General features: G+C 68.3%; 23 protein-coding genes and 1 tRNA gene. 14 read left to right on the top strand and 10 right to left on the bottom strand.

Features of this window, described 5'->3' with window-relative positions; all coding sequences use genetic code 11:
• Positions 1 to 103 precede the first annotated feature (103 nt).
• A complete protein-coding gene (locus POS15_RS02600) occupies positions 104 to 2,938 on the top strand; it encodes a TonB-dependent receptor (protein ID WP_019182608.1) in 2,835 nt (944 codons plus the stop codon).
• 125 nt (positions 2,939 to 3,063) lie between these two features.
• Here the strand turns inward: POS15_RS02600 and POS15_RS02595 are convergent.
• The 8 genes from POS15_RS02595 to POS15_RS02560 form a co-directional block, all read right to left on the bottom strand.
• A tRNA-Asn gene (locus tag POS15_RS02595) sits at positions 3,064 to 3,140 on the bottom strand.
• A gap of 57 nt (positions 3,141 to 3,197) precedes the next feature.
• The gene (gene rlmH / locus POS15_RS02590) at positions 3,198 to 3,668 is read right to left on the bottom strand and encodes a 23S rRNA (pseudouridine(1915)-N(3))-methyltransferase RlmH (RefSeq protein WP_019183383.1); all 471 of its coding nucleotides are present in this window, start codon (positions 3,666 to 3,668) and stop codon (positions 3,198 to 3,200) included.
• 84 nt (positions 3,669 to 3,752) lie between these two features.
• The gene (rsfS, locus tag POS15_RS02585) at positions 3,753 to 4,121 is read right to left on the bottom strand and encodes a ribosome silencing factor (protein WP_087947504.1); all 369 of its coding nucleotides are present in this window, start codon (positions 4,119 to 4,121) and stop codon (positions 3,753 to 3,755) included.
• Between the two features lie 121 nt (positions 4,122 to 4,242).
• A complete protein-coding gene (nadD, locus tag POS15_RS02580) occupies positions 4,243 to 4,908 on the bottom strand; it encodes a nicotinate-nucleotide adenylyltransferase (RefSeq protein WP_019183385.1) in 666 nt (221 codons plus the stop codon).
• Between the two features lie 4 nt (positions 4,909 to 4,912).
• Positions 4,913 to 5,950, bottom strand: a complete 1,038-nt coding sequence (gene holA / locus POS15_RS02575; protein ID WP_019183386.1) for a DNA polymerase III subunit delta — start codon at positions 5,948 to 5,950, stop codon at positions 4,913 to 4,915.
• Positions 5,951 to 5,981: 31 nt separating this feature from the next.
• Entirely contained in the window at positions 5,982 to 6,572 is a 591-nt protein-coding gene (lptE, locus tag POS15_RS02570; RefSeq protein WP_019183387.1) for an LPS assembly lipoprotein LptE, read from the bottom strand.
• A 162-nt stretch (positions 6,573 to 6,734) separates the two neighbouring features.
• Positions 6,735 to 9,383, bottom strand: coding sequence for a leucine--tRNA ligase (gene leuS / locus POS15_RS02565; RefSeq protein ID WP_019183388.1), 2,649 nt, complete (start codon positions 9,381 to 9,383; stop codon positions 6,735 to 6,737).
• Positions 9,384 to 9,569: 186 nt separating this feature from the next.
• Positions 9,570 to 10,181: a DUF998 domain-containing protein gene (locus POS15_RS02560; protein ID WP_284128914.1), complete on the bottom strand. Its 612-nt coding sequence runs from the start codon at positions 10,179 to 10,181 to the stop codon at positions 9,570 to 9,572.
• 129 nt (positions 10,182 to 10,310) lie between these two features.
• Here POS15_RS02560 and trxA point away from each other — a divergent pair, with 129 nt between their 5' ends.
• The 5 genes from trxA (at position 10,311) to POS15_RS02535 (ending at position 15,988) form a co-directional block, all read left to right on the top strand.
• Positions 10,311 to 11,174, top strand: coding sequence for a thioredoxin (trxA, locus tag POS15_RS02555; RefSeq protein WP_266085420.1), 864 nt, complete (start codon positions 10,311 to 10,313; stop codon positions 11,172 to 11,174).
• A 251-nt stretch (positions 11,175 to 11,425) separates the two neighbouring features.
• Positions 11,426 to 13,048, top strand: coding sequence for a FecR domain-containing protein (locus POS15_RS02550; protein ID WP_284128913.1), 1,623 nt, complete (start codon positions 11,426 to 11,428; stop codon positions 13,046 to 13,048).
• Positions 13,045 to 14,676, top strand: a complete 1,632-nt coding sequence (locus tag POS15_RS02545) for a CHASE2 domain-containing protein (RefSeq protein WP_284128912.1) — start codon at positions 13,045 to 13,047, stop codon at positions 14,674 to 14,676. Before POS15_RS02550 ends, POS15_RS02545 begins: the two co-directional genes overlap by 4 nt.
• Before the next feature lie 68 nt (positions 14,677 to 14,744).
• A complete protein-coding gene (locus POS15_RS02540; protein ID WP_019183393.1) occupies positions 14,745 to 15,209 on the top strand; it encodes a DUF4442 domain-containing protein in 465 nt (154 codons plus the stop codon).
• 50 nt (positions 15,210 to 15,259) lie between these two features.
• Positions 15,260 to 15,988, top strand: coding sequence for a hypothetical protein (locus tag POS15_RS02535; protein ID WP_284128911.1), 729 nt, complete (start codon positions 15,260 to 15,262; stop codon positions 15,986 to 15,988).
• Between the two features lie 22 nt (positions 15,989 to 16,010).
• Here the strand turns inward: POS15_RS02535 and POS15_RS02530 are convergent, their stop codons facing one another.
• Positions 16,011 to 17,282 (bottom strand): hypothetical protein, encoded by a 1,272-nt coding sequence (locus tag POS15_RS02530; RefSeq protein ID WP_284128910.1) that lies wholly within the window; start codon positions 17,280 to 17,282, stop codon positions 16,011 to 16,013.
• Between the two features lie 98 nt (positions 17,283 to 17,380).
• Here POS15_RS02530 and POS15_RS02525 point away from each other — a divergent pair, with 98 nt between their 5' ends.
• The 8 genes from POS15_RS02525 (at position 17,381) to rnfB (ending at position 25,494) form a co-directional block, all read left to right on the top strand.
• Positions 17,381 to 18,058, top strand: a complete 678-nt coding sequence (locus POS15_RS02525) for a DUF502 domain-containing protein (protein ID WP_019183396.1) — start codon at positions 17,381 to 17,383, stop codon at positions 18,056 to 18,058.
• Positions 18,059 to 18,189: 131 nt separating this feature from the next.
• On the top strand, positions 18,190 to 20,106 hold the full coding sequence (locus POS15_RS02520) for a DUF885 family protein (RefSeq protein WP_284128909.1): 1,917 nt from the start codon (positions 18,190 to 18,192) through the stop codon (positions 20,104 to 20,106).
• Positions 20,107 to 20,124: 18 nt separating this feature from the next.
• Positions 20,125 to 21,204, top strand: coding sequence for a serine hydrolase domain-containing protein (locus POS15_RS02515; RefSeq protein WP_284128908.1), 1,080 nt, complete (start codon positions 20,125 to 20,127; stop codon positions 21,202 to 21,204).
• Positions 21,201 to 21,620 (top strand): VOC family protein, encoded by a 420-nt coding sequence (locus tag POS15_RS02510; protein ID WP_046273280.1) that lies wholly within the window; start codon positions 21,201 to 21,203, stop codon positions 21,618 to 21,620. The genes POS15_RS02515 and POS15_RS02510 overlap by 4 nt, the downstream gene beginning before the upstream one ends.
• Before the next feature lie 101 nt (positions 21,621 to 21,721).
• The gene (locus POS15_RS02505; protein WP_266085437.1) at positions 21,722 to 22,165 is read left to right on the top strand and encodes a DUF2147 domain-containing protein; all 444 of its coding nucleotides are present in this window, start codon (positions 21,722 to 21,724) and stop codon (positions 22,163 to 22,165) included.
• 97 nt (positions 22,166 to 22,262) lie between these two features.
• Positions 22,263 to 24,341, top strand: a complete 2,079-nt coding sequence (gene metG, locus POS15_RS02500) for a methionine--tRNA ligase (RefSeq protein ID WP_046273281.1) — start codon at positions 22,263 to 22,265, stop codon at positions 24,339 to 24,341.
• 60 nt (positions 24,342 to 24,401) lie between these two features.
• Positions 24,402 to 25,043, top strand: a complete 642-nt coding sequence (locus tag POS15_RS02495; protein ID WP_284128907.1) for an HAD-IB family phosphatase — start codon at positions 24,402 to 24,404, stop codon at positions 25,041 to 25,043.
• Positions 25,044 to 25,071: 28 nt separating this feature from the next.
• A complete protein-coding gene (gene rnfB, locus POS15_RS02490; protein ID WP_019183403.1) occupies positions 25,072 to 25,494 on the top strand; it encodes an Rnf electron transport complex subunit RnfB in 423 nt (140 codons plus the stop codon).
• Positions 25,495 to 25,574: 80 nt separating this feature from the next.
• Here rnfB and POS15_RS02485 read toward each other — a convergent pair whose 3' ends face one another.
• Complete coding sequence (locus tag POS15_RS02485) at positions 25,575 to 25,922, bottom strand: RidA family protein (RefSeq protein ID WP_019183404.1); 348 nt, start codon at positions 25,920 to 25,922, stop codon at positions 25,575 to 25,577.
• Between the last annotated feature and the right edge of the window lie 35 nt (positions 25,923 to 25,957).

Here is a 25,957-nt window from a genome sequence, read left to right as displayed (position 1 = left end):
TTTTCACACTTGCGTCACCTGCCGGAAACCTAGATTGGCGCCGTTGCCACCGTTCTGGTGCCGACTTATTGACATCTAGGTTTTCCCAGTCAGGAGAGAAGCTGTGAAACACCCGACCCAACGCCGCGACGACAGCCGCCGCAATACCCTGGCCCATTCCATTTCCACGATCCTGACCAGCGGCGCGCTGCTGCTGGTAGGGGCCATGGCGTCGTCCTCCGCGTTCGCGCAGGAGCAGGCGACCAACCTTGACCGGATCACCGTCACCGGGTCGAACATCCCCCGCACGAATACCGAAACTCCCTCCCCCGTCCAGGTGGTCACCCGCCAGGAGATCGACCGTACCGGCAAGACCACGGTCGCCGAGTATCTGCAGACCCTGACCGCGGACGGGTCAGGCTCCATTCCCAAGACCTTCGGCAACGGGTTTGCCGGCGGTGGCGCCGGCATCTCGCTGCGCGGCCTGGGCGCCGGCTCCACGCTGGTGCTGTTGAACGGCCGCCGCATGGCGACCTACGGCCTGGCCGATGACGGCCAGAAAGTCTTCACCGACCTGAGCACCATTCCGCTGGATGCGGTCGAGCGCATTGAAGTCCTGAAGGACGGCGCTTCTGCGATCTACGGTTCGGACGCCATCGCCGGCGTGGTCAACATCATCCTGCGCAGCGACTTCAACGGCGCCATTCTGCGCGCCTCCTACGGCCTGTCCGGCGACAGCGACGGCGATGCCAAGAAGGCCACCCTGACCGCCGGCACCGGCGACCTGGCCACCGATGGCTGGAACGCGTTCTTCAGTCTGGACGTGGGCAAGACCGACGCGATCAAGATCAGCGACCGCAAGAACCGCAAGTGGATCGGCACCGGTGATATCCGCCCGTGGGGCTATGGCAACAACGCCCAGTTCCTGGGTGGCGCCGCGCTCTCCGGCGGTACCCGTGGCGGTGTGGGTCCGAACGGTTCGGTGTTCGACGACCGTGCGGTGACGGATGACGACCCGGCCTTCCTCGTCGCGCTGCCGGGCTGCGCCGGTTTGACCACCATCCCCGGCCAGAACGATGTCACCGCCCAGCAGCAGGGCTGCCTGTGGGATCCGGCCCAGCTGTACCGTGACCTGACCCCGGAAGAGAAGTACGTCAACGTATTTGGTCGCGCCAGCTTCGCCTTCGGCGAGGGCGGTGAGATCTACACCGAAATCGGCTACTCCAAGAAGGAAACCACCTTCAGCAACACGCCCTCCGGCGTTTCCGGTGGCTGGGGCTATCCCGGTGGCCCGGTCAACGCCAACAGCGGCGATGGCGCCACCGTGCTCAGCCCGACCCACCCGGACAACCCGATCCCCGGCCAGGCCTCGCGCCTGCGCTACTCGGCCTGGGATGTCGGCCCGCGTGTGACCGAGAACACCAACGAGTTCAACCGCTTCCTGGTGGGCGTCAAGGGCAACTGGGGCGAGTGGAGCTACGACACGGCCTACCTGCATTCGGGCACCGACCTGGTCAACAAGCGTACCGGCTTCCTGAACTACGACGCCGTGCGTTGCGTGCTCGGCAATCCGGCCTGCCCGGCAGGCGTGTGGCGCATCGGCGACAACGCGGGGCTGAACTCCCAGGCCCTGTATGACTACATCTCGCCGGACATCAGCGCCCGCGCCAAGTCCAGCCTGGACATGTTCGACTTCACCGTGTCGCGCAGCCTGGCCGACCTCAAGGGTGGCCCGCTGGGCCTGGCGCTGGGTACCGAATGGCGCAAGACCAGCAACAGCCTGACCCCGCAGACCTTCACCGACCAGGGCCAGATCATCGGCCTGGGCTACTCGGCCTACGACGGTACGCAGAACGTGTACGCCGGCTATGTCGAGCTGTCCGCCCCGGTGCTGGAGCAGTTGGAACTGTCCGGCGCGGTCCGTTACGACAAGTATGAGAGCGGCGAAGGCAAGGCGACGCCGAAGGTCGGGATCAAGTGGACCCCGGCCGACTGGATCGCCGTCCGCGGCAGCTATGCCGAAGGCTTCCGTGCCCCCAACCCGGCCGAGAACGGCGACGGTGGCCTGGCCGCGTTCTCCAACGCTTCCGATCCCGTGCGCTGCCCCGGCGGCAACCCGGCCCCGGGCGCGAACGATGACGATTGCGGCGCACTGCCGGTCGCCATCATCACCCGCCCCAACGCCGATCTGAAGCCGGAAGAGTCCAAGAGCTACTCGGTGGGCCTGGTGCTGCAGCCGACCTCCAGCACCTCGATGACGGTCGACGCGTGGCAGATCAAGCGCACCAACGAAATCGCCCAGGGCAGTACGGCCGAAGCGATTGCCGCGGGCAATGTGCTGCGTGACAACAACCTGCTCAATGGCGTTCCGGGCACCGGCAGCATCCTGGCGGTCAATACGCAGTACATCAATGCGGCATCCACCCGCGTGCGCGGCATCGATACCGACATCCGCCAGACCTTCGACATCGGTCCGGGCCAGCTGGAAATGGACCTGCAGTGGAGCCACGTGCTCAAGTTCGAGCGCACCGATGCCGACGTGACCGTCGACTATGCCGGTACCCACGGCAACTGCGACGTCACCAACTGCATCGGCACCCCGAAGGACCGCATCAACTTCGGTACCACCTGGAAGCAGGGCCCGTGGAGCGTCAGCGGCGTGGCCAACTACATCTCCAAGATGGAGAACACCGACTTCCGCGGTCCGGACGGCTCGTATCAGTTCGCCTATGCCGACGGCACGGACGTCACCAAGATTTCCTCGTTCACCACCTTCGACCTGTCCGGTCGCTGGAACATCACCGAGGCCTTCGAACTGAATGCATCGGTGCAGAACCTGTTCGACCGCATCGCTCCGCTGGATCCGACCACCTACGGTGGCGTGAACTACAACCCGCTGCACTTCAGCGGTGCGATCGGCCGTTACTTCACCGTCGGTGCCAAGTACACCTTCGAATGAGGTAGCCGCACTTGGGGAACAAGGAGCCCGGGCAGTGCCCGGGCTTTTTGTTGCTCGGCCACGCGAGTTGCGCACATCGCAGGCAAAAAAAAGCCCCGCATCGCTGCGAGGCTTTTTTCAAATCTTGGCGCCCGAAGTTGGACTCGAACCAACGACCCCCTGATTAACAGTCAAGTGCTCTAACCGGCTGAGCTATTCGGGCGGGGTGCGCATTGTAGCCCGTTTTTCGCGAGATGTAACCCGTCTGGCGACAACTATTTCACGCACGGTGATACGGATGATTGGCCAGCATGGCCGCAGCGCGGTACAGCTGTTCGGCCACGACCAGGCGCACCAGCATGTGCGGCAGCGTCAACGGCCCGATCGACCATTTCTCGTCGGCCATCGCCGACACCTCGGCGGAGTGGCCTTCCGGCCCGCCGATCAGGAACGCCAGGTCCCTGCCCTGCCCACGCCAATGCTCCAGGCGCTGGGCCAGCTGCTCGGAACTGAGTTGGCGGCCCGGCACATCGAGCGCGACCACATAGGCATTCTTCGGCAGCGCGGCGATCACCCGCTTGCCTTCGTCATCGGTCGCGCGGCGCGCATCGCGGCCCTTGCCACGCAGGCCGGGCTCGATCTCGACCAGCTCGAACGGCAGCCAGTGCGAGAGCCGCTTCTGGTACTCGGCAAACCCCTGCGCGACCCAGGATGGCGCGCGCTCGCCGGTGGCGATCAACCTGGCTTTCATCAGTGTCCTCCGCAGCTACCGCAGGCGGCGCCGCAAAAGACAACGGCGCCATCGGCGCCGTTGTCGTGACCGGGCACGCTGCGATCAGCGTGCGTCGTAGTCGTCGTCCGCATCGTCGAGCAGCTCGATCGGCGGCTGGTCGCCCACCGTCCACAGGCGCTCGAGCGCGTAGAACTCACGCACGCGCGGCAGCATCACGTGGACGATCACGTCGCCCAGGTCGACCAGCACCCATTCGGCTTCGCGCTCGCCTTCCACGCCCAGCGGCATCACACCCAGCTTCTTGGCGAACTTCACCACTTCATCGGCAATCGACTTGACGTGACGGCTGGAGGTGCCCGAGGCGATCACCATGTAATCGGCGACGCTGGAGCGGCCGATGACGTCGATCTCAACGAGATCCTTGGCCTTCAGTTCTTCGGTGGCCCCGCGCACGCACTCGAGCAGCTGCATGACGGAGGGCGCCGGATTGGGCAGTTGGACCTTGATGGTCTGGGGCTGGGCTTGGTTGCTCAAAGCGGGTCAACTCGATAAATGTGGGGCCGATTATACGGGGCGGCGGGGCCGCGCGTATTCACGACGGTGTTGCGCCGTACAGGCGGTGACCGAGGATGTAGTCGGCCACCGGCGCCGGCAGCAGCGCCTGCCAGGGACCGTCGGCCTGGATCTGCGCCCGTACGGCGGTGGCCGATTCCTCGCGCAAGGGGGCCTGCAGACGCAGCAGGCGCCCGGCCGGGGCGGTGAACAGCGCGCGCTCGTGGCTGGCCCAGCGTCCTTCCAGGGCCTTGGCCAGGACCGGGTCGAGCGTGTCGGCCAGCGGGCTGCCCGGGCGGTCGGCCACGATGAAATGCGCCAGCTCGAACAGCGCGCCCCACTCGTGCCAGCTGGGCAGGGCCAACAGGCTGTCGGCCCCCACCAGCCAGGCGATGGGCTGGCGCGGGCCCAGTTCGGCGCGCAGCTCGCGCAGGGTATCCACGGTGTAGGACGGTACGCCGGGCTGGCGCTCGGCGCGGTCCAGCTCGTGCCGGTCCAGCAGCAGGCCCGGTTCGTCGCCGACGGCCAGGGCCAGCATGGCCAGGCGCTGCGCGGCATCGGCGCCAGGGGCGGCGCGGTGCGGCGGATCGGCGGCCGGCAGCAGGCGCACGGCCACCTGCAGCTGGTCGCGCGCGGCGCGGGCAATGGCCAGGTGGCCCAGATGAACCGGGTCGAAGGTTCCGCCGTAATAGATGCGCAGCCCCATGGGCTCAGGCCCGGGCGAGCAGGCGCACGGCACGGGCTTCGGACACGGCGATCAACAGCCGCTCCAGCGCCAGCCAGGCATCGCCATCGGCGCGCCCCTTGGCGATGCGGTCCACCAGCCCGGCCTCGGCCACGAAGCGCTCCCAGCGCTTGACCTCGGGATGGCGCTGCAGGGCGCGCTTGAACGGCGCCTGCCGCGACTCCCAGATGCCGCGGCTCTTCATTTCCGCGGCCAGGTTGCCACCGCGCGCCTGCACCCGCGCCAGACCGGCGGTGGAGAGCAGCTCGCGGATCACGATCGGGGTCAGGGCCGCCACGGCTTCGCCTTCGGCACGCAGCCCGGCGATCATGCGCAGCACTGCAGCAGGCTGGCCGGAGAAGGTGGCTTCCACCAGCCGGAACACGTCGTAGCGGGCGGCATCGGCCACCAGCGACTCCATCGTGTCCACGTCCAGCGTCTGGCCGTCGGCCAGCAAGGCCAGCTTGTCGATTTCCTGGGCGGCGGCCAGCAGATTGCCCTCCACCCGCTCGGCCAGGCGCTGCACGGCCTGCGGATCCGCGCGCAGGCCTTTGCCACGCAGGCGGCGCTCGATCCACTCGGTGAGTTCGTGCGGCTTGATCGCCCACGCCACCGAGATCACCCCGGCACGGCCCACCGCATCGGCCCACTTGGTCTGGTGGGCCTTGCTCCATTCGTTGCAGGTGATCAGCAGGATCACGTCCGGCGCCGGGTTGGCGCAGAACCGGCTGATCACCTCAGCGCCTTCCTTGCCCGGCTTGCCGCTGGGCAGCCGCAGTTCCATCAGGCGCCGGGCACTGAACAGGCTGGGCGCGTTGAAGCTGGCGTCGAGCTGGTTCCAGTCGAAGTCACGGCCATCGGCATCGAACACTTCGCGTTCGTTGACGCCATCGGCGCGTGCCCGCGCACGCACGGCGTCGGCCGCTTCCAGCACGCGCAGTGTTTCCGGCCCGGCGATCAGATACACCGGAGCCAGCGGCTGGCTGGCCGGTTGGCTGGCAAGCTGTTCGGGACGAAGTTCCATCCGGGCAGGCCGATCCGCGGGCGGACCGGGCTCAGTGCCCCTGCGGCACGTCGGCCGGCACCGCCGGCGTGGCCGGGGTGGTGGCCGGCGTCGTGCCGGGCTTGGCCGGGGCACGGCCGTGCTCCAGCTCGGCACGGACCACGCTGTCGATGCGGCGCATGATCGAGGCCGACATTTCACGACGCAGTTCGTCGGCAAGGATCTCGCGCTCGGTGGTGGTACCGGTGGCGTCGGTCGGCGGCGACACGTAATCGCGCGAGAGCTCGATCACCTGCTGCGGCACCAGTTCGCTGCCGTCTTCGCGGCGGAAGATGAAGATGACCGCGTAGCGCAGGCTGTATTCCTGGGCACGGCCCTGGGCATCGATCGCGATCGGCAGATCGCCCCAACGCTCGGACAGCACCTGGAGCTGTGCGGCAGGTTCAGTGCTGTCGCTGTCGGCAATCTGCGCGCCCGAGGCCTGCAGGCCACGACGCAGCAGCTTGACCAGTTCACTGTAGGGCGCGGTGGACACCACCTGCACCGCCGCCGTATCGGCTGGCAGCATCAGCTTGTTGCGCAGATGGAAGCCGCAGCCGGCGAGGGTTGCGGTCAAGACAAGGGCAAGCAGGAATCGGGTCATGGACACAGTCTGTAGGAGCCGGGCGGTCGCGGCAACAAGCAGTGATCGTGCCGGATGCCGCGTGAACAGGACTTGATACCGGGCGGCCTGCATGGCGCGTCCGGACCCTGCCCCTGGAGAACCGTGCCACCGGGCGCGCAGGCACCCGGCGGCACGACAGCATCAGCCCTGCGCAGCGGCCACGATGTTCACGATCTTGCCCGGCACGATGATGATCTTGCGCACGGTCAGACCTTCCAGGAACTTGGCCGCGTTCGGCTCGGCCAGGCCCAGCGCTTCGATCTGATCACGCGGGGCATCGGCAGCGACCTCGATGGTGCCGCGCAGCTTGCCGTTGACCTGCACGGCCAGCGTCACCGCATCGCGCACCAGCGCGGCCGGATCGGCCTGCGGGAATGCCTGGTCTTCCAGCAGTTCCTCGGCGTGGCCCAGCACCTGCCACAGCGCATGGCTGGCATGCGGGGTGATCGGGTTGAGCAGCAGCACGGTGGCGCGCAGCGCTTCCTGGCGGACCGCACGGCCCTGCTCGCTGACGTCATCGAACTTGGCCAGCGCGTTCATCAGTTCCATCACCGCGGCGATGGCGGTGTTGAAGCTGTGGCGGCGGCCGTAGTCGTCGCCGACCTTGCCGATGGTTTCGTGGGTCTTGCGGCGCAGCGCCTTCTGCTCGGCGTTGAGCGCGGCCACGTCCAGCGCCGGGGCGGCACCGTCGGCGGCGTGCTTCTGCACCTGCGCCCACAAACGGCGCAGGAAGCGGGCCATGCCGTCCACGCCGGCTTCGTTCCACTCCAGCGACTGTTCCGGCGGCGCGGCAAACATCGAGAACAGGCGCACGGTGTCGGCACCGTACTTGCCCACCATCACCTGCGGGTCCACGCCGTTGTTCTTGGACTTGGACATCTTCTCGGTGCCACCGATCACCACCGGCTGGCCGTCGGCGATCAGGGTCGCGCCGACGATGCGGCCGCGCTCGTCGCGCTGCACATCCACGTCGGCCGGGTTGATCCAGTCCTTGGAGCCGTCCGGGTTCTGGCGGTAGTAGGTCTCGGCGATCACCATGCCCTGGCACAGCAGGTTCTGCGCCGGTTCGTTGCTGTCCACCATGCGCGCATCACGCAGCAGTTTGTGGAAGAAGCGGAAGTACATCAGGTGCAGGATCGCGTGCTCGATACCGCCGATGTACTGGTCCACCGGCAGCCAGTAGTTGCCGCGCTTGTCCACTGCGTCGCGGGCACCTGGGGAGGTGTAGCGCGCGTAGTACCAGCTCGACTCCATGAAGGTATCGAAGGTGTCGGTCTCGCGCTCGGCCGCGCCGCCGCAGTCCGGGCAGGTGGTCTTGCGCCATTCCGGATCGGCCTTGATCGGCGAACCGGTGCCGACGAAATTGACGTTCTCCGGCAGGACCACGGGCAGCTGCTCTTCCGGCACCGGCAAGGCGCCGCACTTCGGGCAGTAGATCACCGGGATCGGGCAGCCCCAGTAGCGCTGGCGGCTGACGCCCCAGTCGCGCAGGCGGTAGTTCACGCGGCGCTGGCCCTGGGCCTTGCGCTCGAAGCGCTCGGCCAGTGCTTCGAAGGCGCCCTGGAAATCCAGCCCGTCGAACTCTTCGGAGTTGACCAGTTCGGTGTCGCGGGTCTTGTCGCCATACCAGTCCTGCCAGCGCGTGGCGTCGTAAGCGCTTTCTTCCTTGCGCAGCGACTTCAACGCGATGACCTGGCGGATCGGCAGGCCGTACTTGTTGGCGAATTCGTTATCGCGCTGGTCATGGCCCGGAACGGCCATCACCGCGCCGGTGCCGTAGCCCATCAGCACGAAGTTGGCGACCCACACCGGCACCTGGGCGCCGGTGACCGGATGGATGGCGCGCAGGCCGGTATCCATCCCGCGCTTTTCCTGGGTTTCCAGTTCGGCTTCGGAGACGCCGCCCTGCTTCATCTCGGCCAGCAGCGCCGCGAGCGCCGGGTTGGACTTGGCCGCGTGCTGGGCCAGCGGATGCTCACCGGCGATGGACACGAAGGTCACGCCCATCACGGTGTCCGGACGGGTGGTGAACACGCGCAGCGGGTCCAGCGTGCTGCCGTCGGCATCGCGCACGTCGAACTGGATCTCCAGCCCTTCCGAGCGGCCGATCCAGTTGCGCTGCATGGTCTTGACCGAATCGGGCCAGCCCGGCAGTTCATCCAGGCCGTCCAGCAGTTCCTGGGCGTAATCGGTGATGCGCAGGAACCACTGCGGGATCTCGCGCTTTTCCACCAGCGCGCCGGAACGCCAGCCGCGGCCGTCGATGACCTGCTCGTTGGCCAGCACGGTCTGATCGATCGGGTCCCAGTTCACCACCGCGTTGCGGCGGTAGGCCAGGCCCTTGCGCATCAGGCGGGTGAACATGCGCTGCTCGTGCACGTAGTACTCGGGCGTGCAGGTGGCGAACTCGCGCGACCAGTCGATCGCATAGCCCATGGCCTTGAACTGGCCACGCATGTGCTCGATGTTGGCGTAGGTCCACTTGGCCGGCGCGGTCTTGTTCTTGATCGCCGCATTCTCGGCCGGCAGACCGAACGCATCCCAGCCCATCGGCTGCAGCACGTTGTGGCCGGTCATCCGCTTGTAGCGGCTGATCACGTCACCGATCGTGTAATTGCGCACGTGGCCCATGTGCAGCGCACCGGACGGATACGGCAGCATCGAGAGGCAGTAGAACTTCGGCTTGTCCGAGGTCTCGGTGACCTCGAAGGCACGGGTGGCATCCCAGTACTGCTGGGCGGCGGATTCAACCTGCTGCGGATCGTAAACGTTGGGTTCGACGCTGGTCATAAAAACGCTAGTGCGGCGGCAAAGCGGCACAGGGTACCGCAGTGCGGCATAGGGCTCCAATCGAGGTGTCCCACCGCAGCGCCCAAACCCGTCATCTCATTGAATTGACTGGGGATTGGCCGAATACGTCATCGCCCTGCCCTGGCCCCGGCGCGGTGCCGGGGCGCAGCGGCAGGTGAACCGCACTCAGGCACGGCGCGCACCCGGGGCCAGCGGCAGTACCGCCACCAGCCAGACCAGCCACGCACCGAAGGCCACGCGCTGGGCCAGCGGTGCCGGCAGCAGGGCCTGCAGGGCGAACGCCGCCAGCAGCACGCCCAGCCCGCAGGCCAGGTGCAGCGCGCCCACCGCGCGCCACGCCGGCAGCCGCAGCGCGCCGATCCCGGACATCACTGCCCCGGGCACGAAGGCCAGCACCCAGACCATCCACGCGCTGGCGTGGTATTGGCTGGCCGGGTTGTCCAGGTCGCTGGTATCCAGCGGCAGCACGCCCATTGCGGTGAAGCCGACCCCGGCCAGCATCAGCAGCTGGGCGCCAACGCGCATCGACCACGGCGCCGTGCGCGGCACCCGCAGCAGCAGGCGTAGCGCCACCAGGCTGGCCAGCAGGCCGGGCAACGCGAACCCGACGATATTGAAGGCCAGCGCATGCGGCACCCCCATCGCGCCCAGCACCGCCACCGGGTGGCCGATCGGATCGAACAGCGGCAGCGCCGCGCCGAAACCCAGCACCGCGCCCACGAACAACACGGCGGCGGCAATGCCGAGCGCCCCTTCCCAACGTTGGATTCCCTGCATGTTGCTCACCCGGCTGCGTTACAAGGCCCGTATTGTCGCCGCTTACAGGCCGATCCGTCGGCCGGGGTTGCGTCCGGTCGTGGCCGGCACCATACACTTGCTCTCCAGTTTCCCGGTTGATTTGAAACCATGAGCGATCTGCCCCACGTCTTTGACGCCACCACCGAGACCTTCGAGACCGAGGTCCTGCAGAAGTCCCTGCAGACCCCCGTGCTGGTCGATTTCTGGGCCACCTGGTGCGGCCCCTGCAAGACCCTGGGCCCGATGCTGGAAAAGCTGGCGGGCGAATACCACGGTGCCTTCGAGCTGGCCAAGGTCGATGTCGACAAGGAACAGCAGATCGCCGCCGCGTTCCAGATCCGTTCGGTGCCCACCGTGTTCCTGGTCAAGGGCGGGCAGATCGTGGACGGCTTCCCCGGTGCGGTGCCGGAGGGTCAACTGCGCGAGTTCCTGACCCAGCATGGCGTGGTCCCGCTGGAGGCGGCCCCGGACGAGGAAGAAGCCCTCGAGGCGCCCCCGCTGGATCCGCAGGCCCAGGTCGACGTGCTGCGCGCGGCGATCGCCGCCGAGCCGGACAAGGAAGAACTCAAGCTCGACCTCGCCCTGGCCCTGCTGCAGACCGGCGCCACCGCCGAGGCCACCGCGCTGATCGATGCGCTCCCCGCCAATCTATCCACCGATGACCGCGCCGTGCGCGCCCGTGCCCGCCTGGAGTTCGCCAGTGCGCTGCAGGAGGCTCCGGCCGCGGAGGTGCTGGACGCGCGCATTGCGGCCAACGGCGACGACCTGCAGGCCCGCCACCTGCGCGGCGTGCAGCTGCTGCTGTCCGGCCAGGACGCCGCTGCGCTGGAGCAGTTCCTGGACATGCTGCGCCGGGATCGCACCTATGACGACGGGCGTCCGCGCAAACTGCTGATCGATGCCTTCAAGGTAATCGAGGATGAAGATCTGGTCGGCCAGTACCGCCGCCGCATGGCGTCGCTGCTGTTCTGATCGCCGGCGGCCAGCGCCTCTCGGGGCGCTGGCCAGTCGAACCTGCCTATCCCAACTGGCAGCTTTGATGTGTGACGTGAATCACGTTCAGAAACCCTGCACGGCTCCCGGGCAATAATGCCGCCGCGGCCCACTGGAGGCTGCGATCCATCGGGGAGGATGAGGTCTGGGCCATGGCGGCCTACTTGGCTGCGCCCCGCCTTGCAGGGCCGTGAATGACCGTGAGATTGACCCGATTGCCTCGTTTCCCTTTGGCTGCCCGCCTTGTGGTGCTGGTGGCGTTGCTGCTGTCCGCCGCGCCGCTGCTGGCACAGGACTGGACCTACCGGGTGCGTCCCGGCGACACGATCTGGGACCTGAGTGCCCGCTACCTCAAGCCGTCCATCGCCTGGGAACAGCTGCAGTCGCATAACGGCATCGCCGATCCCTACCGCCTGCCCCCCGGCAGCCAGCTGCGCTTCCCGGTGGCCTGGCTGCAGGTGCAGCCCGCGCCGGCACGCGTGCTCGCCGTGCGCGGCCCGGTGCAGAGCCAGGCCGACGGCCAGCCCCGTCGCGATGTGATCGAAGGCGATCTGCTGCGGATCGGCCAGGAGCTGGTCACCGGCGAGGACGCCAGCGTCACCGTGGTGTTCGCCGATGATTCGCGTCTTCAACTGCGCGAGCGCTCGCGCCTGCGCTTCGATCAGCTCTCGCGCTACGGGCACACCGGCATGGTCGATACCCGCCTGCGGCTGGAACAGGGCCGCGCCAGCAACCGGGTGACCCCTGCCAACGGACCGGCCTCGCGTTACATCATCGATGCACCGACCGCGACCAGCAGCGTGCGCGGCACCGTGTTCCGGGTCAGCGCCGGCCAGGACGGCCGTGGCGCGGCGACCGAAGTGCTGGAAGGCCGCGTGCAGGTCGGCAACCGCCGTGGCCAGCGCCTGGTCACCCGCGGCCAGGCCACCCGCAGCCCCTCACTGGACACGCGCCCGGCCGGCCTGGAGGCGTTGCTGCCCGCGCCCGTGATGGCGACCGAGCCCCAGCGGCTCGCCACCCTGCCGGCTGCCGTGGCCTGGCAGCCGGTCAACAACGCTGCCGGATACCGGGTCGAGGTGGTCCGCGCCGATCAACCCGAGGTGCTGCTGTTCGGGCGCGATACCGCTGCCACAACGCTCACCCTGCCCGACCTGCCGCCAGGCGAGCTGCGCCTGCTGGTACGGGCGGTCAGCGCGGCGCAGGTCGAAGGCCTGGACGCCAGGCAGGACTTCCTGGTGCGCGATCAGCCGGTCCCGCCGCTGACCGTGCGCCCGCTGCATGGGCAGACCCTCAACAGCGCGCGCCCGCGCTTCGAGTGGACCCGGGTGGCCGAGGCCGAGCGCACGGTGCTGCAGATCGCCCGCGATCCGCAGTTCCTCACTCTCCTGCTTGAACAGGACACCCGCGCCACCCACCTGCGTCCCATCCTGGATCTGGCCCCGGGGGACTATGTCTGGCGCGTGGCGTCGGTGGATCGCAACGGCGACCGCGGCCGCTTCGGCCAGCCGCTGCCGCTGACCATCACCGACGAGCCGGTCGACCCGGCGCTGCAACCGCCGGAAGCCGCCCAGGGCCAGCTGACCCTGCGCTGGCAGGCGGGCGAACCGGGCCAGCGCTATCGCGTGCAGCTGGACCGCCGCGGCGATTTCAGTGCGCCGCTGCTGGATCGCGAACTGGACCAGCCGGAGGTGTCGATCAAACGCCCCTGGCGCGGCACCCTGCATGTGCGCGTGCAGTACATCGACGACGACGGTTACGTGGGGCCGTTCTCGCCGGCACAGCAGATCGCCCTGCCGTGCCGCACCTGCTACGCCACCGGGGGCAGTGCGCTGCTGTTGTGGCTGCTGCTGTGACGCCGCTGCACCTGCCCTGGCCCCACCGCCTCCTGCTGGCCGCGCTGGTCGGTGCGCTGGCGGTCGCGGCCAGTCACTGGCAATGGTTCTGGAAGCAGGACGAGGCGGTCTACGACGCCTACGTCGGCGGGTGGGAGTACACCCCCGACGCCCGCCTGCTGATCGTGGCGATCGACGACAACAGCCTGCAGCAGCTGGGCCAGTGGCCGTGGCCGCGCGGCACCCACGCGCGCCTGCTGGACCGGCTCACCGACGCCCGCGCCGAGCGCGTGGTGCTGGACCTGATGCTGTCCGAGCCGGACCGGCAGGACAGCGCCCAGGATGCCGAACTGGCCGCGGCGATCCGCCGCAACGGGAACGTGGTGCTGCCGGTACTGGCGGCCCCGGCCAGTGGCCCGCGCATGGCCGAGGAACTGCTGCCGATCCCGCTGATCGCCGCCAACGCGGCCAGCCTGGGGCACAGCGATATCGAAGTCGACGGCGATGGCGTGGCCCGTGGCCTGTACCTCACCGCCGGGATCGGCTCACCGCACTGGCCGGCACTGGGGCTGGCGCTGGCCGACACGCGCGGCCCGCTGCCGGGCCTGCATGACCCCCAGCCCGATCTGGCCTCGCCCTATCAATGGCGGCGCGACCACTATGTGCGCGTGCGCTACGCCGGCCCGCCCGAGCGCTTCCCGCAGGTTTCCTATGCCGACGTACTCAACGGCGAGGTTGATCCGGCCTTGCTGCGCGGGCGCCGGGTGCTGGTCGGAACGACTGCCAGCGGGATCGCGCCGCGCTTGCTGACGCCCACCACCCGCGAGCGCTGGATGAGTGGCAGCGAGTACCAGGCCAACGTCGCTTCGATGCTGCTGGCCGACAAGGTCATCAACCCGCTGCCGTCGGCATGGCAGAGCGCCCTCGCCGGGGTGCTGGTCGCGCTGTGCTGCCTGTTGTTGACGCTGCCGCGGGCATGGCTCATCGGCGTGCTCGCCCTCCCGCTGACGCTGCTGCTCAGCTTCGTGCTGCTGCGCGCGGGCAACCTGTGGTTCGCACCGGCCGCGGCCCTGACCGGCATGCTGGCCGTGCTGCTGGCCTGGACGCTGTGGCGGGTCAGCGCCTGGCGTCGCCAGGCCAACAGCGATGCGCTCACCGGGCTGGGCAACCGGCTGCGCTTCGAGCAGACCCTGCAGGCCGAGCACGACGCCGGTCGGCGCAGCGGGCGGCCGCTGAGCCTGGTGTTGATCGATGTGGATCACTTCAAGCGCCACAACGACGAGTTCGGCCACCAGGCCGGTGACACCGTGCTGCGCCGGATCGCCCAGGAGATCCGTGCGCACGCGCGCCGCCCGCGCGACATGGCCGCGCGCTTCGGCGGCGACGAGTTCGCGTTGATCCTGCCCGACACGACGCCGGAAGGTGCGGTGCAGGTGGTGCAGGACCTGGTCGCACGGGCGCAGGGGCTGGAGATTCCGGCCGGCCGCGGTGCGACCACCCATATCACCCTGAGCGCCGGCGTGTTCACCCGGGTGCCGACGCCGGGCACCGAACCGCGTCACTTCTTCGAAGGAGCCGATGCGGCGCTGTACCAGGCCAAGGCGGCCGGGCGGAACGGCTATGCGGCCGATGACGGCGGCCCGGGCTGAGCCCCGCCAAGCACCATACGCAAGCGAATGGTAGACTCCGATCACTTCCCCAGCGTGACGTGATCCGAATGAAGGCCGCTGTCTTCCGCCACGGCATCAACCTGTGGCCGCCGTTCCTGTTCACCGGCATCCACGTGACCGATGTCAGCCCGGACTACCGCCATGTGCGCGTCGAGCTGCGCATGCGCCCGTGGAACCGCAACTACGTCGGCACCCACTTCGGTGGCAGCCTGTTCGCGATGACCGATCCGTTCTGGATGCTCACCGTGATGCAGAACCTGGGGCGCGATTACTACGTCTGGGACCGCGCCGGCGAGATCGAATTCCTCAAGCCGGGCCGCGGCACGGTGGCGGCCGAGTTCCGTCTGGACGAGCCACTGCTGGACCAGTTGCGCGCAGCCACCGCCGACGGCGGGAAATACCTGCACTGGTTCAGCAATGACATCGTCGATGCCCAGGGCGAGGTCATCGCGCGCGTGCGCAAGCAGGTCTACCTGCGCCTCAAGCCCGGGGCGCGCCAGCGCGCGGGGTGAACGACAGCGCGCTGCTATGCTCGCGCGCCGGCTCCACCCCACGGACGACCATGCGCCTGCCGCTTCTGATCACCCTGCTGCTCACCGCCCTGCCCGCCGTTGGCCAGGAACTGCGGATCCCGCCGGTCGACTACCCGGTGCTGCCGGCCAGTGCCACCTCCGCGGCCGGCTTCGTGCCCGCCGGCTGGCGTATCGAGCAGCAGTTGAGCGGCGACCTCAACGGTGACAGGCGCGATGACCTGGTACTGGTGCTGCGCCAGCAGGACCCGCGCAACATCGTCGAACACGATGGCTTCGGGATCAGCCCGCTGGACAGCAATCCGCGCCTGCTTGCCATCGCCTGGGCCACGCAGGACGGCTACGCGCTCGCCGCGCAGAACCACACGCTGATCACCCGCCATGAGGCGCCGAACCTGTCCGACGTATTCGAGGACGGCGCGGGCGTCTCGATCGTGCGCGGCACCCTGCGCACCACCCTGTTCTTCTTTTCCAATGCCGGCAGCTGGTCCACCGGCTCGGCCAGCTTCACCTTCCGCTGGCAGGATGGCGCCTTCGCGCTGATCGGCTACGACCGCAGTTCGTTGATGCGCAACTCCGGGCAGACCGAAGACCTGAGCATCAATTACTCGACCCGCCGGGTGCGCCACGCCGAGGGCAGCACCGACGCCGATCGCGAAACGGTGCGTTGGGAAACGCTGACCTCACCGCGCCGCTGGACCCTGGAGACGGTGGGCGACGGCAGCAGCTTCGAACCGCTGGCGGACGCCGAGGGGCGCTGAACCGCCGCGCACCGCGCGCGGTTCAATGTGCCGGCGCCTGCATCGGCACCTGCAGGGTCGGCCCGCTCTCGTCCTTCACCACGCGCCGGTCCACCTGCAGCCACAGGCCATCGTCGCTGAGCACCGGGGTCCGGGTGGGCGAACGCAGCGCCTCCGGCAACCTCTCAAGTGCCACGGATGCCTCGCCAGGCTGCTGGCGCAGCCAGCGCTGTGCCGCCACCAGGCGCAGCATCGCGGCGGCGTCCTGCGGGCGGCCCGCGTACTGCTGCATGTCCGGCCCGGGAATATTGGCCAGGCTGCAGCCCAGCGGATTGGCGATGCACGCAAAGCGATCCTGCGCCGGCCCGGGAATCGGGGTAGGCGCATCGCGCGCGGCCACCAGCTCGGCACTGGCAGCGCACGCCCACGCGTAGCGCGGCGCCATGCGCGCCTGGGTACGCGGCACATCCAGCAGCAGGCGATTGCCCTTCGGGTCTCCGCTGGCCAGGCGCAACCCCGCCCCGGCCAGCGCGAACTCACCGCGCATCGCCATGCACAGGCTCTGCTCGCCGGAGGTCATGGGCGTCAGTGCGGCCTCACAGGCCGCAGGCAGCGTCGCATCGGCGGGCAGTTCGACCAGGATGTCGGCCAGCAGCCGCGCGTTGGTCTCCACCACCGCCGCGCCGATCATGCTGGTGATCAGCGTATCGCCCTGCCCCGTCATCCGGCGCCCACTGAGGATGTCCGCACAGGCACCAGCGAGTGCGGCACCACTGTCGCCACGCACGTGGGCAAGCGCATGCGCCGATACCGGGTCGAGCATCGGGTGGAAGACCGGCAGCGGCACCATCGGGTCGGTATCGAACGGCATGAACGGGGAGACAAAGTGCCCATGGCCGGCAATCGCGGCCACGCGCTGGTGAAGCGCATCATGACCGGCATGCGCGGCGGCGAAACGCTCCGGGTCGGCGCGCACCGCCGCAAGGCAGCCCATGCCCCGTCGGCCACACCGCGCCAGCGCGGGCAGCGGCGTAGCGGGGTAGCGTCCTTCCGAGCTGGAGTCCACCGGCCGCTGGCCGGGCGTACCAGTGCGCCAACGCTCCACATCCTGCGCCAGCACCGCCTCGCGTGCGTTGGCATCCAGCCCGTCATAGCGCAGGGTCCACAACGCGGAGAAGCCGTTCCCGCCGTTCGTGGGCACGGGCGCCTGCAGCAGCCGCATCGCCTCGCGCTGTTGTGCCGGCAGCGGCCAGAACCGGGAGGCTGCCCACAGTCCCACCACGGCCAGCACCAGGCTCAGGATCGAGATGCCCACCCATTTCAGTCCATTCCTCAACACAGCATTCTCCCCGTACCCGCGTCCTGCGGGGATCGGCAGCGTAAACCGGGCATCGCCGCCGCTACAATGCGCGGATGTCGCCCGAAGCCCCCCAACTCGTTCCGCGCCCCTCCGTGCAACGCCTGTTCCTGACCGGCCTGCTGACCCTGCTGCCGATCTGGCTGACCTGGGTGGTGGTCAAATTCGTGTTCGTGCTGCTCTCGGGCATCTCCAGCCCGCTGGTGGTGCCGCTGTCGGAGCAGATCGCCGCCTCCTTCCCGCATTACCTGGGCTGGATCAAGGTCGAGTGGATGCAGGACATCATCGCCCTGGCCGCCACGTTGCTGGTCATCCTCTCGGTGGGTGTGCTCAGCCGCCGCGTGATCGGCCAGCGCCTGCTGCGCTGGTTCGGCGCGGTGATCAAGCGCATCCCGTTGGCCAGCATCATCTATGACAGCGCCAAGAAACTGCTGGACATGCTGCAGACCGAACCGGGCAGCACCCAGCGCGTGGTGCTGATCGATTTCCCGCACCGGGACATGAAGTCGGTCGGGCTGGTCACGCGGGTGATGAAGGAAGAAGGCAGTGGGCGCGAGCTGGCCGCGGTGTACGTGCCGACCACCCCCAATCCGACCTCGGGCTATCTGGAAATCGTGCCGGTCGAGCTGCTGACCCCGACCGACTGGACCGTGGACCAGGCGATGAGCTTCATTATCTCCGGCGGTGCGGTCGCGCCGGAAACCATGCCGTTCACCCGCGCCGGCGATCGTTGAGCGTGGCGGCAGCCTCGCGCTGCCGCAGCTGACCGCGCGCCGTACATGACAAAGCTGACCGGGGGCCGATGCTGGCCGTACGCAGGCGAATCGGGCAAGCTCCCTCGTCTGTGCGTTTACGGAAACAGCCGATGCCCCACCCCGCCCGCGCCCTGGCGCTTGCCATCGCCGTACTGATGGCCTTCAGTGCCGCCGCTCCGGCCGAAGCCGCCAAGAAAAAGGCCACCCGGCCCGCCGCGGCCCAGTCCCGGCCCGCCGCCAAGCCCAAGGCCAAGCCGCGTGCACGCCCGGCCGCCGCCCCTGCCCGCCAGCCGCTGGTACGCCAGCAGAGCAAGGCCGCGCAGCTGGACCGGATCTATGATGAGTACTGGGATGCCTCGATGCGGCTCAACCCGCTGCAGGCCACTTTCCAGGGCGACAGCCGCCACAACGATCAACTCCCCAACATCCTCTCGGCCGCGTACCGCCAGCAATCGCATGATTTCACCGTGGAATGGCTGGGCAAGGTCGAGAAGATCGGCCCGGATGGCCTGACCGGCCAGGACCTGCTCAGCTACGAAATCTTCGTGCGCGATGCGCGCATGTCGCTGGCGGCCGAACAGTTCCCGGGCTGGATGCTGCCGGTGAGCCAGTACTACAACCTGGGCAGCATCATGGCCATTCTCGGCTCCGGCTCCGGCGCCCAGCCGTTCAACACGGTGCAGGATTACGACGGCTGGTCGCGCCGTTCGCTGGGCATCTCCGCACTGTTCGAACAGGCCATCGCCAACATGCGCCAAGGCATGGCTGCCGGCGTGGTGCAGCCGCGCGACCTGATGGAAAAAGTGCTGCCGCAGCTGGATGCGGTGATCAAGCCCACCGCCGAGGAAAGCATCTTCTGGGCGCCGGTGCGCAATCTGCCCGAGGATTTCCCCGAGGCTGACAAGGCGCGCATCACGGCCGAGTACAAGCGCATGATCGAGTTGCGCATCATGCCGTCCTACCGCGCCCTGCGCGGCTTCATCGCCACCGAGTACCTGCCCGCCGCGCGCAGCACCGATGGCCTGGCCGGCCTGCCCGGCGGCAAGGCCTGGTATGCGCAGACCATCGTGCAGAGCACGGCCTCCACGCTGACGCCCGAGCAGATCCACGCACTGGCCGAACAGCGCGTGGCCTCGCTGCAGGCACAGATCGCCACGATCATGAAAGACAACCGGATCCGCGGCTCGCAGCAGAAGCTGCTGCGCACGATGCGCACCGACCGCGATTTCCAGTACGCCAACGCCGATGCACTGATCAACCGCTACAAGCAGCTGCAGAGCCAAGTCAATGCGCGCCTGCCGGCCCTGCTCGGCACGCTGCCCAAGGCGCCGATGGAGATCCGCGCGGTGGAGCCCGAGCGTGCCGCCACCGCCGGCGCAGTGAGCTACCAGCAGCCGCTGCCGGACGGCATGCGCCCGGGCGTGCTGTACATCAACACCGGCGACCTGCCGAGCCGCCGCCGCTGGGCCGCACCGATGCAGTTCCTGCACGAAGGCATTCCCGGCCACCACGTGCAGCTGGGCCTGCAGCAGGAGCTGGACAAGCTGCCGCGCTTCCGTCGCCTTGGCGGCGATATCGCCTTCGTGGAAGGCTGGGGCCTGTACGCCGAATCGCTGGGTGAGCAGTTGGGCGTCTATCAGGATCCGTACGAACGCATCGGCTATCTCCAGGCCGCATTGACCCGCGCCGCACGCATGTCCGCCGACACCGGCGTGCACGCGCAGGGCTGGAGCAAGCGCCAGGCCGTGGACTACCTGGTCAAGACTGCGGACATGAGTGCCAGCGATGCCAATGCCGAAGTCGAGCGCTTCATGGCCCTGCCCGGGCAGACCTTGGCCAACGGCCTGGGCGAGCTGAAGATGATGGAGCTGCGCGACAAGGCCAAGGCGGCATTGGGGCCGCGTTTCGATGCACGTCGCTTCCATGAGGAAGTGCTGCGCGACGGTTCGATGCCGCTGGATATCCTGGAGGCCAAGATCGCCCGCTGGATCGCCAGCCAGAACGGTGCGGCAACGCCCGCGCCCTGAGCGCAGAAGGAACCGGACATGCACATCGTGCGGCATCTACGTGGGTGGATCGGCGCGATGTGCATCGCCGGCAGCGGTTCAGTGATGGCCGCGCCGACGCTGACACCGCCGGATCCAGGCATTGATGCCCTGATGCAGCGCTACGACGGCCAGGTGCCGGGCGCCGCGGTACTGGTCCTGCACGATGGCAAACCGGTGTTCCGGCGCGGCTACGGGCTGGCGGTGCTGGAAGATCGCACCGCCGTGACCGCACAGACCAACTTCCGGCTGGCCTCGGTCAGCAAGCAGTTCACCGCCGCAGCGATCCTGCTGCTGGCCGAGGACGGCGCGCTTACTCTGGATGATCCGCTGAAGCGCTGGTTGCCCTCGTTGCCGGCCGCCGCCGATGCGATCACCCTGCGCCAGCTGCTCAGCCACACCAGCGGCCTGCTCGACTACGAAGACCTGATGGCCGCCGACGCGACCGCGCAGGTGCATGACCAGGATGTGCTGCATCTGCTGGAGGCTCAGGACCGGACGTACTTCACACCCGGCACGGCCTACCGCTACAGCAACAGCGGCTACGCGCTGCTGGCGCTGGTGGTCGGCAAGGCCTCCGGCAGCGATTTCGCGACCTTCCTGCGCCAGCGGATTTTCCTGCCGCTGGGCATGCGCGACAGCGTGGCCCATCAGGACGGGGTGGACGATATCGCCCGTCGCGCCTATGGCTACAGCGAGGTCGACGGGCGCTGGCAGCGCACCGACCAGAGCCTGACGAGTGCGGTGCTGGGGGATGGCGGCATCTATTCCTCGGTGGACGATCTGGCCCGGTGGGATGCCGCGCTGTATGACCAGCGGCTGCTGAAAGCGACATCGCTGACGCAGATGTTCTCCCCTGCCACGCCCACCGCCGAACCGGACGTGCCGTTCTACGGCTTCGGTTGGCGCCTCAACGGCGGCGCACACTGGCACAGCGGCGAGAGCATCGGTTTCCGCAACGTGATCCTGCGCTACCCGGCGCAGCGCCTCACCGTGATCGTGCTCAGCAACCGCAACGCACCCGAACCCTATCCGCTGGCGCTGCAGATCGCCCGGCGCTGGCTGGACACCCTGCAATGAACGCTTTGGACACCTCCCCGCTGACCGGCATCCACCACGTGGCCCTGATCGCCTCGGATTACGCCCGCTCCAAGGACTTCTATACCCGCGTGCTCGGTTTGCGGGTGATCGCCGAGAACTACCGCGCGGCGCGCGATTCCTGGAAGCTCGACCTGGCCCTGCCCGACGGCAGCCAGCTGGAGCTGTTCTCGTTCCCGGGGGCGCCGCCGCGCCCCAGCCGCCCCGAGGCCCAGGGCCTGCGCCACCTGGCCTTCCGCGTGCACCTGCTGGAGCCCATGATCGAACGCCTGGCCACGGCCGGGGTGGCCTGCGAGCCGATCCGGGTGGACGAGTACACCGGGCGCCGGTTCACCTTCTTCGCCGATCCCGACAACCTGCCGCTGGAGCTGTACGAGATCCCGGCCGACGCCGGCTGAACCGTGCGCCGGGCACGTTCCGTACCGGAGCGAATGGGTATACAGTCGGCCTTGTACCGGCCGCCTGCGCCGGCGTTCACGGACATCCCTGGGAGGGGAACATGCGCAAGACCTTCAAGACCCTGTTGCTGGCGTTGCCGCTGATGATGGCCGCCCTGTCGGCCAGCGCCGCCGATGGCGCCGTCGGCCGCTGGAAGACCATCGATGACAAGACCGGCAAGGTGAAGTCGATCGTGGAGATCACCCAGGCCACCAACGGCACCCTGACCGGCAAGGTCGTGGACATCCTGCACTCGGACAAGGGCCCCAACCCGGTCTGCGATGGCTGCGAGGGCGCCAACAAGAACAAGCCGGTCAAGGGCATGACCATCCTGTGGAACCTCAAGGCCGATGGCGCCAACGCCTGGTCCGGCGGCACCATCCTGGACCCGGGCAACGGCAAGACCTACAAGTCCAAGATGAAGCTGCAGACCGGCGGCGCCAAGCTGGACGTGTCCGGCTGCGTGGCCTTCATCTGCCGCGCCCAGACCTGGGTGCGCGAGTAAGCCCCGCGCAGGTTCCAGCCCCGGTAACCCGGCTTCGGCCGGGTTACTGCGTTTTGGCATGCGATAATCCCCGGTTCCCCTGGCAACAGCGCTCACCATGACCCGCACCGCTCTCGTCACCACCGCCCTGCCCTACGCCAACGGCCCGCTGCACCTGGGCCACCTGGTCGGCTACATCCAGGCTGACATCTGGGTGCGCGCGCGTCGAATGAGCGGCGGCAAGACCTGGTTCGTCTGCGCCGATGACACCCATGGCACCCCGATCATGCTCGCGGCCGAGAAGGCCGGCGTGACCCCGGAAGCCTTCATCGCCAGCATCCAGGCCAGCCATGAGCGCGATTTCGCCGCGTTCGGCGTCGCGTTCGACCATTACGACTCGACCAACTCGGCGGCCAACAAGGCGCTGACCGAAGCCTTCTACCTCAAGCTCGAGGCGGAAGGCCACATCGCGCGCCGCTCCGTGGCCCAGTTCTACGACCCGGCCAAGGGCATGTTCCTGCCGGACCGCTACATCAAGGGCATCTGCCCGAACTGTGGCACCCCGGACCAGTACGGCGACAACTGCGAAGTCTGCGGCGCCACTTACAGCCCGACCGATCTCAAAGACCCGAAATCGGTGATCTCCGGCGCGACGCCGGAAATCCGCGATTCGGAGCATTTCTTCTTCGAGGTCGGCCGCTTCGAAAGCTTCCTGCGCGAGTGGCTGGCCGGCGACGTCGCCCTGCCGGGCGTGAAGGCCAAGCTGGGTGAGTGGCTCAATGCCGACGGTGGCCTGCGCGCGTGGGACATCTCGCGCGATGCGCCGTACTTCGGCTTCCAGATTCCCGGCCACCCGGGCAAGTACTTCTATGTCTGGCTGGATGCACCGATCGGCTATCTGTCCAGCTTCCAGACGCTGTGCGCGAAGACCGGCGAAGACTTCGAGGCGCACCTGCGCGCGGGCACCAGCACCGAGCTGCACCACTTCATCGGCAAGGACATCGTGAACTTCCACGGCCTGTTCTGGCCGGCGGTGCTGCACGGCACCGGCCACCGCGCCCCGACCCGCCTGCACGTCAACGGCTACCTGACCGTGGATGGCGCGAAGATGTCCAAGTCGCGCGGCACCTTCGTGATGGCGCGCACCTTCCTGGATGCCGGGCTGGAACCCGAAGCGCTGCGCTATTACTTCGCGGCCAAGTCCTCCGGCGGCGTGGACGATCTCGACCTGAACCTGGGCGACTTCATCGCGCGCGTCAACGCGGATCTGGTCGGCAAGTTCGTCAACCTGGCCAGCCGCTGCGCCGGCTTCATCAGCAAGCGCTTCGAGGGCCGCCTGGCCGCTGCGCTGACCGATGCCGCCCAGTACGACCGCTTCGTCGCCGCGCTGGCGCCGATCCGCGAGGCGTACGAACGCAATGATCCGGCCAGTGCACTGCGCCAGACCATGGCGTTGGCCGATGAAGCCAACCGCTACATCGACGATGAAAAGCCGTGGGTGATCGCCAAACAGGACGGCGCCGATGCGCAGCTGCAGTCGGTCTGCACCCAGGGCCTGAACCTGTTCCGTGTGCTGGTTACCGCGCTCAAGCCGGTGCTGCCGGCCACCGCTGCGCAGGCCGAGGCCTTCCTGGCCGCGCCGGTGCAGGCCTGGACCGACATCGCCACCCCGCTGACCGCGCACACCATCGCGGTGTACGAGCCCCTGTTCACCCGTATCGACCCGAAAAAAATCGACGCCATGACCGACGCTTCCAAGGACACCCTGCAGGCCGCCACCCCGGCCCCCGCCGCCCCGGCCAAGCCGGCCAAGCCCGCTGCCGCACCGGCACCGGCGGTAGCCACCGATGGCGAGGCCGCGCCGGCCTACATCGGCATCGACGACTTCGCCAAGCTGGATCTGCGTATCGGCAAGGTGCTGGTCTGCGAGTTCGTGGAGGGCTCGGACAAGCTGCTGCGCTTCGAACTCGACGCCGGTGACCTGGGCAAGCGCCAGATCTTCTCCGGCATCCGCGCCAGCTACGGCGAGCCGGAGCAGCTGGTCGGCCGCAGCGTGGTGTTCATCGCCAACCTGGCCCCGCGCAAGATGCGCTTCGGCCTGAGCGAAGGCATGATCCTGTCGGCCGGTTTCGACGGCGGCGCACTCGCCCTGCTGGACGCCGACAGCGCCGCGCTGCCGGGCATGCCGGTCCGCTGACCGCGACGGCAGGGCGGCCACCCGGTCGCCCTGCCACGCTTTTCTGCCTGGAGGTGTGGGTTGGAACTGGCGCTGTTCGATTTCGACCACACGGTCACCACCTGCGATACCTACGGGCGTTTCCTGCGCCGTGTGGCCACCCCCGAACAGCTCGCGCAGGCCTGGTGGAAAGTGGGCCCGTGGCTGCTGGCCTATCGCCTGAAGCTGATCTCGGCCGAACGGCTCCGCCGCCGCGTCACCCGCCTGACCTTCACCGATCGCCATCTGGAGGACATCACCGCGCAGGCCGCCGGCTACGCGCGTGACGTGCTGCCCGGCGTGATGCGGCCGGAGATGCTTGAGCAGATCCAGTGGCACCTCAAGCAGCAGCACACGGTGGTGATCGTGTCCGGCTCGCTGGACCTGTACCTGCGCCCGTGGTGCGAAGCGATGGGGCTGGAGCTGATCTGCAACCGGCTGGAGAGCCGCGACGGGTGCCTCACCGGGCGCTATGCCGAGGGCGACTGTGCTCCGCACAAGGTGGCGCAGATCCGCCGTCGCTTCGACCTTCCGCGCTATCTGCGCATCCATGCCTACGGCGACAGCAGCGAGGACCGCCCGATGCTCGCCCTCGCCCACGAACGCTGGTACCGCGGCAAACCCATGAAGCCGCGCCGGACGGCGCCAGCCAGTGCCCCACCCGCCCGGGACAGCCGGGCCTGATGCCCCACCGCGCAGCCACCGCCACGCCATGAGTCTTCCCATCGACACCCTCACCGAACGCCTTGACCGGCTGTTGCCACAGACCCAATGCGGGCAATGCGGCTACGACGGCTGCCGCCCGTACGCCGAGGCGATGGCACGCGGCGAGGCGGGCGTCGATCATTGCCCACCAGGCGGCGATGCCGGCGCACGCGCGTTGGCGGATGTGCTGGGGGTCGTCGCGCTGCCGTTCGACCGCTCGCGCGGCGAACACAAGGCACCGCAGGTCGCGGTGGTGATCGAAGCGGACTGCATCGGCTGCACCAAGTGCATCCAGGCGTGCCCGGTCGATGCGATCGTCGGCGGTGCCAAGTACATGCACACGGTCATTGCCGATCTGTGCACCGGCTGCGAACTGTGCATCCCGCCGTGCCCGGTGGACTGCATCGCACTGGTCAGCGTAACGCGGTAGGGCCGGCTACGGCCCTGCTCGTGACAGCGGGGCGCATGGCGATGCGTCGATCTCCATGGCGCCCCTGCTTCACGGCACGGTTACGGCAGGGCCGCCGTCACCACGATCTCCACTTTCCAGCTCGGGTCGGCCAGCTTGGCTTCCACGGTCGCGCGCGCCGGGGTCATGCCTGCCACCACCCACTCATCCCACGCGGCATTCATGCCGGCGAAATCGCCGATGTCGGCCAGGAAGATTTCCGCGCGCAGGATGTGCTGCTTGTCACTGGCCACCAGTGCCAGCAGCTTGTCGATCTCTTCCAGCACCTGACGGGTCTGCCCGGTGATGTCCTGGCTGGTGTCTTCGGGGATCTGCCCGGACAGATACGCGACCTTGTTGTGCACGGTCATTTCGGACATGCGCGGACCTACGTCGAAACGTTCCAACATGGCGTTTGCTCCTCTGGATGAAACCGCATTGTCAC

It is taken from the genome of Stenotrophomonas sp. BIO128-Bstrain (assembly GCF_030128875.1).
GTDB classification, from domain to species: Bacteria; Pseudomonadota; Gammaproteobacteria; order Xanthomonadales; family Xanthomonadaceae; genus Stenotrophomonas; species Stenotrophomonas bentonitica_A.
Note: the sequence above shows the minus strand (reverse complement) of the source record. Positions and strands in the feature narration are given on the sequence as shown.

Excerpts from the sequence above, each read along its gene's own strand:
- rlmH (WP_019183383.1), bottom strand. The coding sequence starts at position 3,668 with ATGAAAGCCAGGTTGATCGCCACCGGCGAGCGCGCGCCATCCTGGGTC.
- rsfS (WP_087947504.1), bottom strand. The coding sequence starts at position 4,121 with ATGCAGCTGCTCGAGTGCGTGCGCGGGGCCACCGAAGAACTGAAGGCC.
- nadD (WP_019183385.1), bottom strand. The coding sequence starts at position 4,908 with ATGGGGCTGCGCATCTATTACGGCGGAACCTTCGACCCGGTTCATCTG.
- holA (WP_019183386.1), bottom strand. The coding sequence starts at position 5,950 with ATGGAACTTCGTCCCGAACAGCTTGCCAGCCAACCGGCCAGCCAGCCG.
- lptE (WP_019183387.1), bottom strand. The coding sequence starts at position 6,572 with ATGACCCGATTCCTGCTTGCCCTTGTCTTGACCGCAACCCTCGCCGGC.
- leuS (WP_019183388.1), bottom strand. The coding sequence starts at position 9,383 with ATGACCAGCGTCGAACCCAACGTTTACGATCCGCAGCAGGTTGAATCC.
- POS15_RS02560 (WP_284128914.1), bottom strand. The coding sequence starts at position 10,181 with ATGCAGGGAATCCAACGTTGGGAAGGGGCGCTCGGCATTGCCGCCGCC.
- trxA (WP_266085420.1), top strand. The coding sequence starts at position 10,311 with ATGAGCGATCTGCCCCACGTCTTTGACGCCACCACCGAGACCTTCGAG.
- POS15_RS02540 (WP_019183393.1), top strand. The coding sequence starts at position 14,745 with ATGAAGGCCGCTGTCTTCCGCCACGGCATCAACCTGTGGCCGCCGTTC.
- POS15_RS02535 (WP_284128911.1), top strand. The coding sequence starts at position 15,260 with ATGCGCCTGCCGCTTCTGATCACCCTGCTGCTCACCGCCCTGCCCGCC.
- POS15_RS02525 (WP_019183396.1), top strand. The coding sequence starts at position 17,381 with ATGTCGCCCGAAGCCCCCCAACTCGTTCCGCGCCCCTCCGTGCAACGC.
- POS15_RS02520 (WP_284128909.1), top strand. The coding sequence starts at position 18,190 with ATGCCCCACCCCGCCCGCGCCCTGGCGCTTGCCATCGCCGTACTGATG.
- POS15_RS02515 (WP_284128908.1), top strand. The coding sequence starts at position 20,125 with ATGCACATCGTGCGGCATCTACGTGGGTGGATCGGCGCGATGTGCATC.
- POS15_RS02510 (WP_046273280.1), top strand. The coding sequence starts at position 21,201 with ATGAACGCTTTGGACACCTCCCCGCTGACCGGCATCCACCACGTGGCC.
- POS15_RS02505 (WP_266085437.1), top strand. The coding sequence starts at position 21,722 with ATGCGCAAGACCTTCAAGACCCTGTTGCTGGCGTTGCCGCTGATGATG.
- metG (WP_046273281.1), top strand. The coding sequence starts at position 22,263 with ATGACCCGCACCGCTCTCGTCACCACCGCCCTGCCCTACGCCAACGGC.
- rnfB (WP_019183403.1), top strand. The coding sequence starts at position 25,072 with ATGAGTCTTCCCATCGACACCCTCACCGAACGCCTTGACCGGCTGTTG.
- POS15_RS02485 (WP_019183404.1), bottom strand. The coding sequence starts at position 25,922 with ATGTTGGAACGTTTCGACGTAGGTCCGCGCATGTCCGAAATGACCGTG.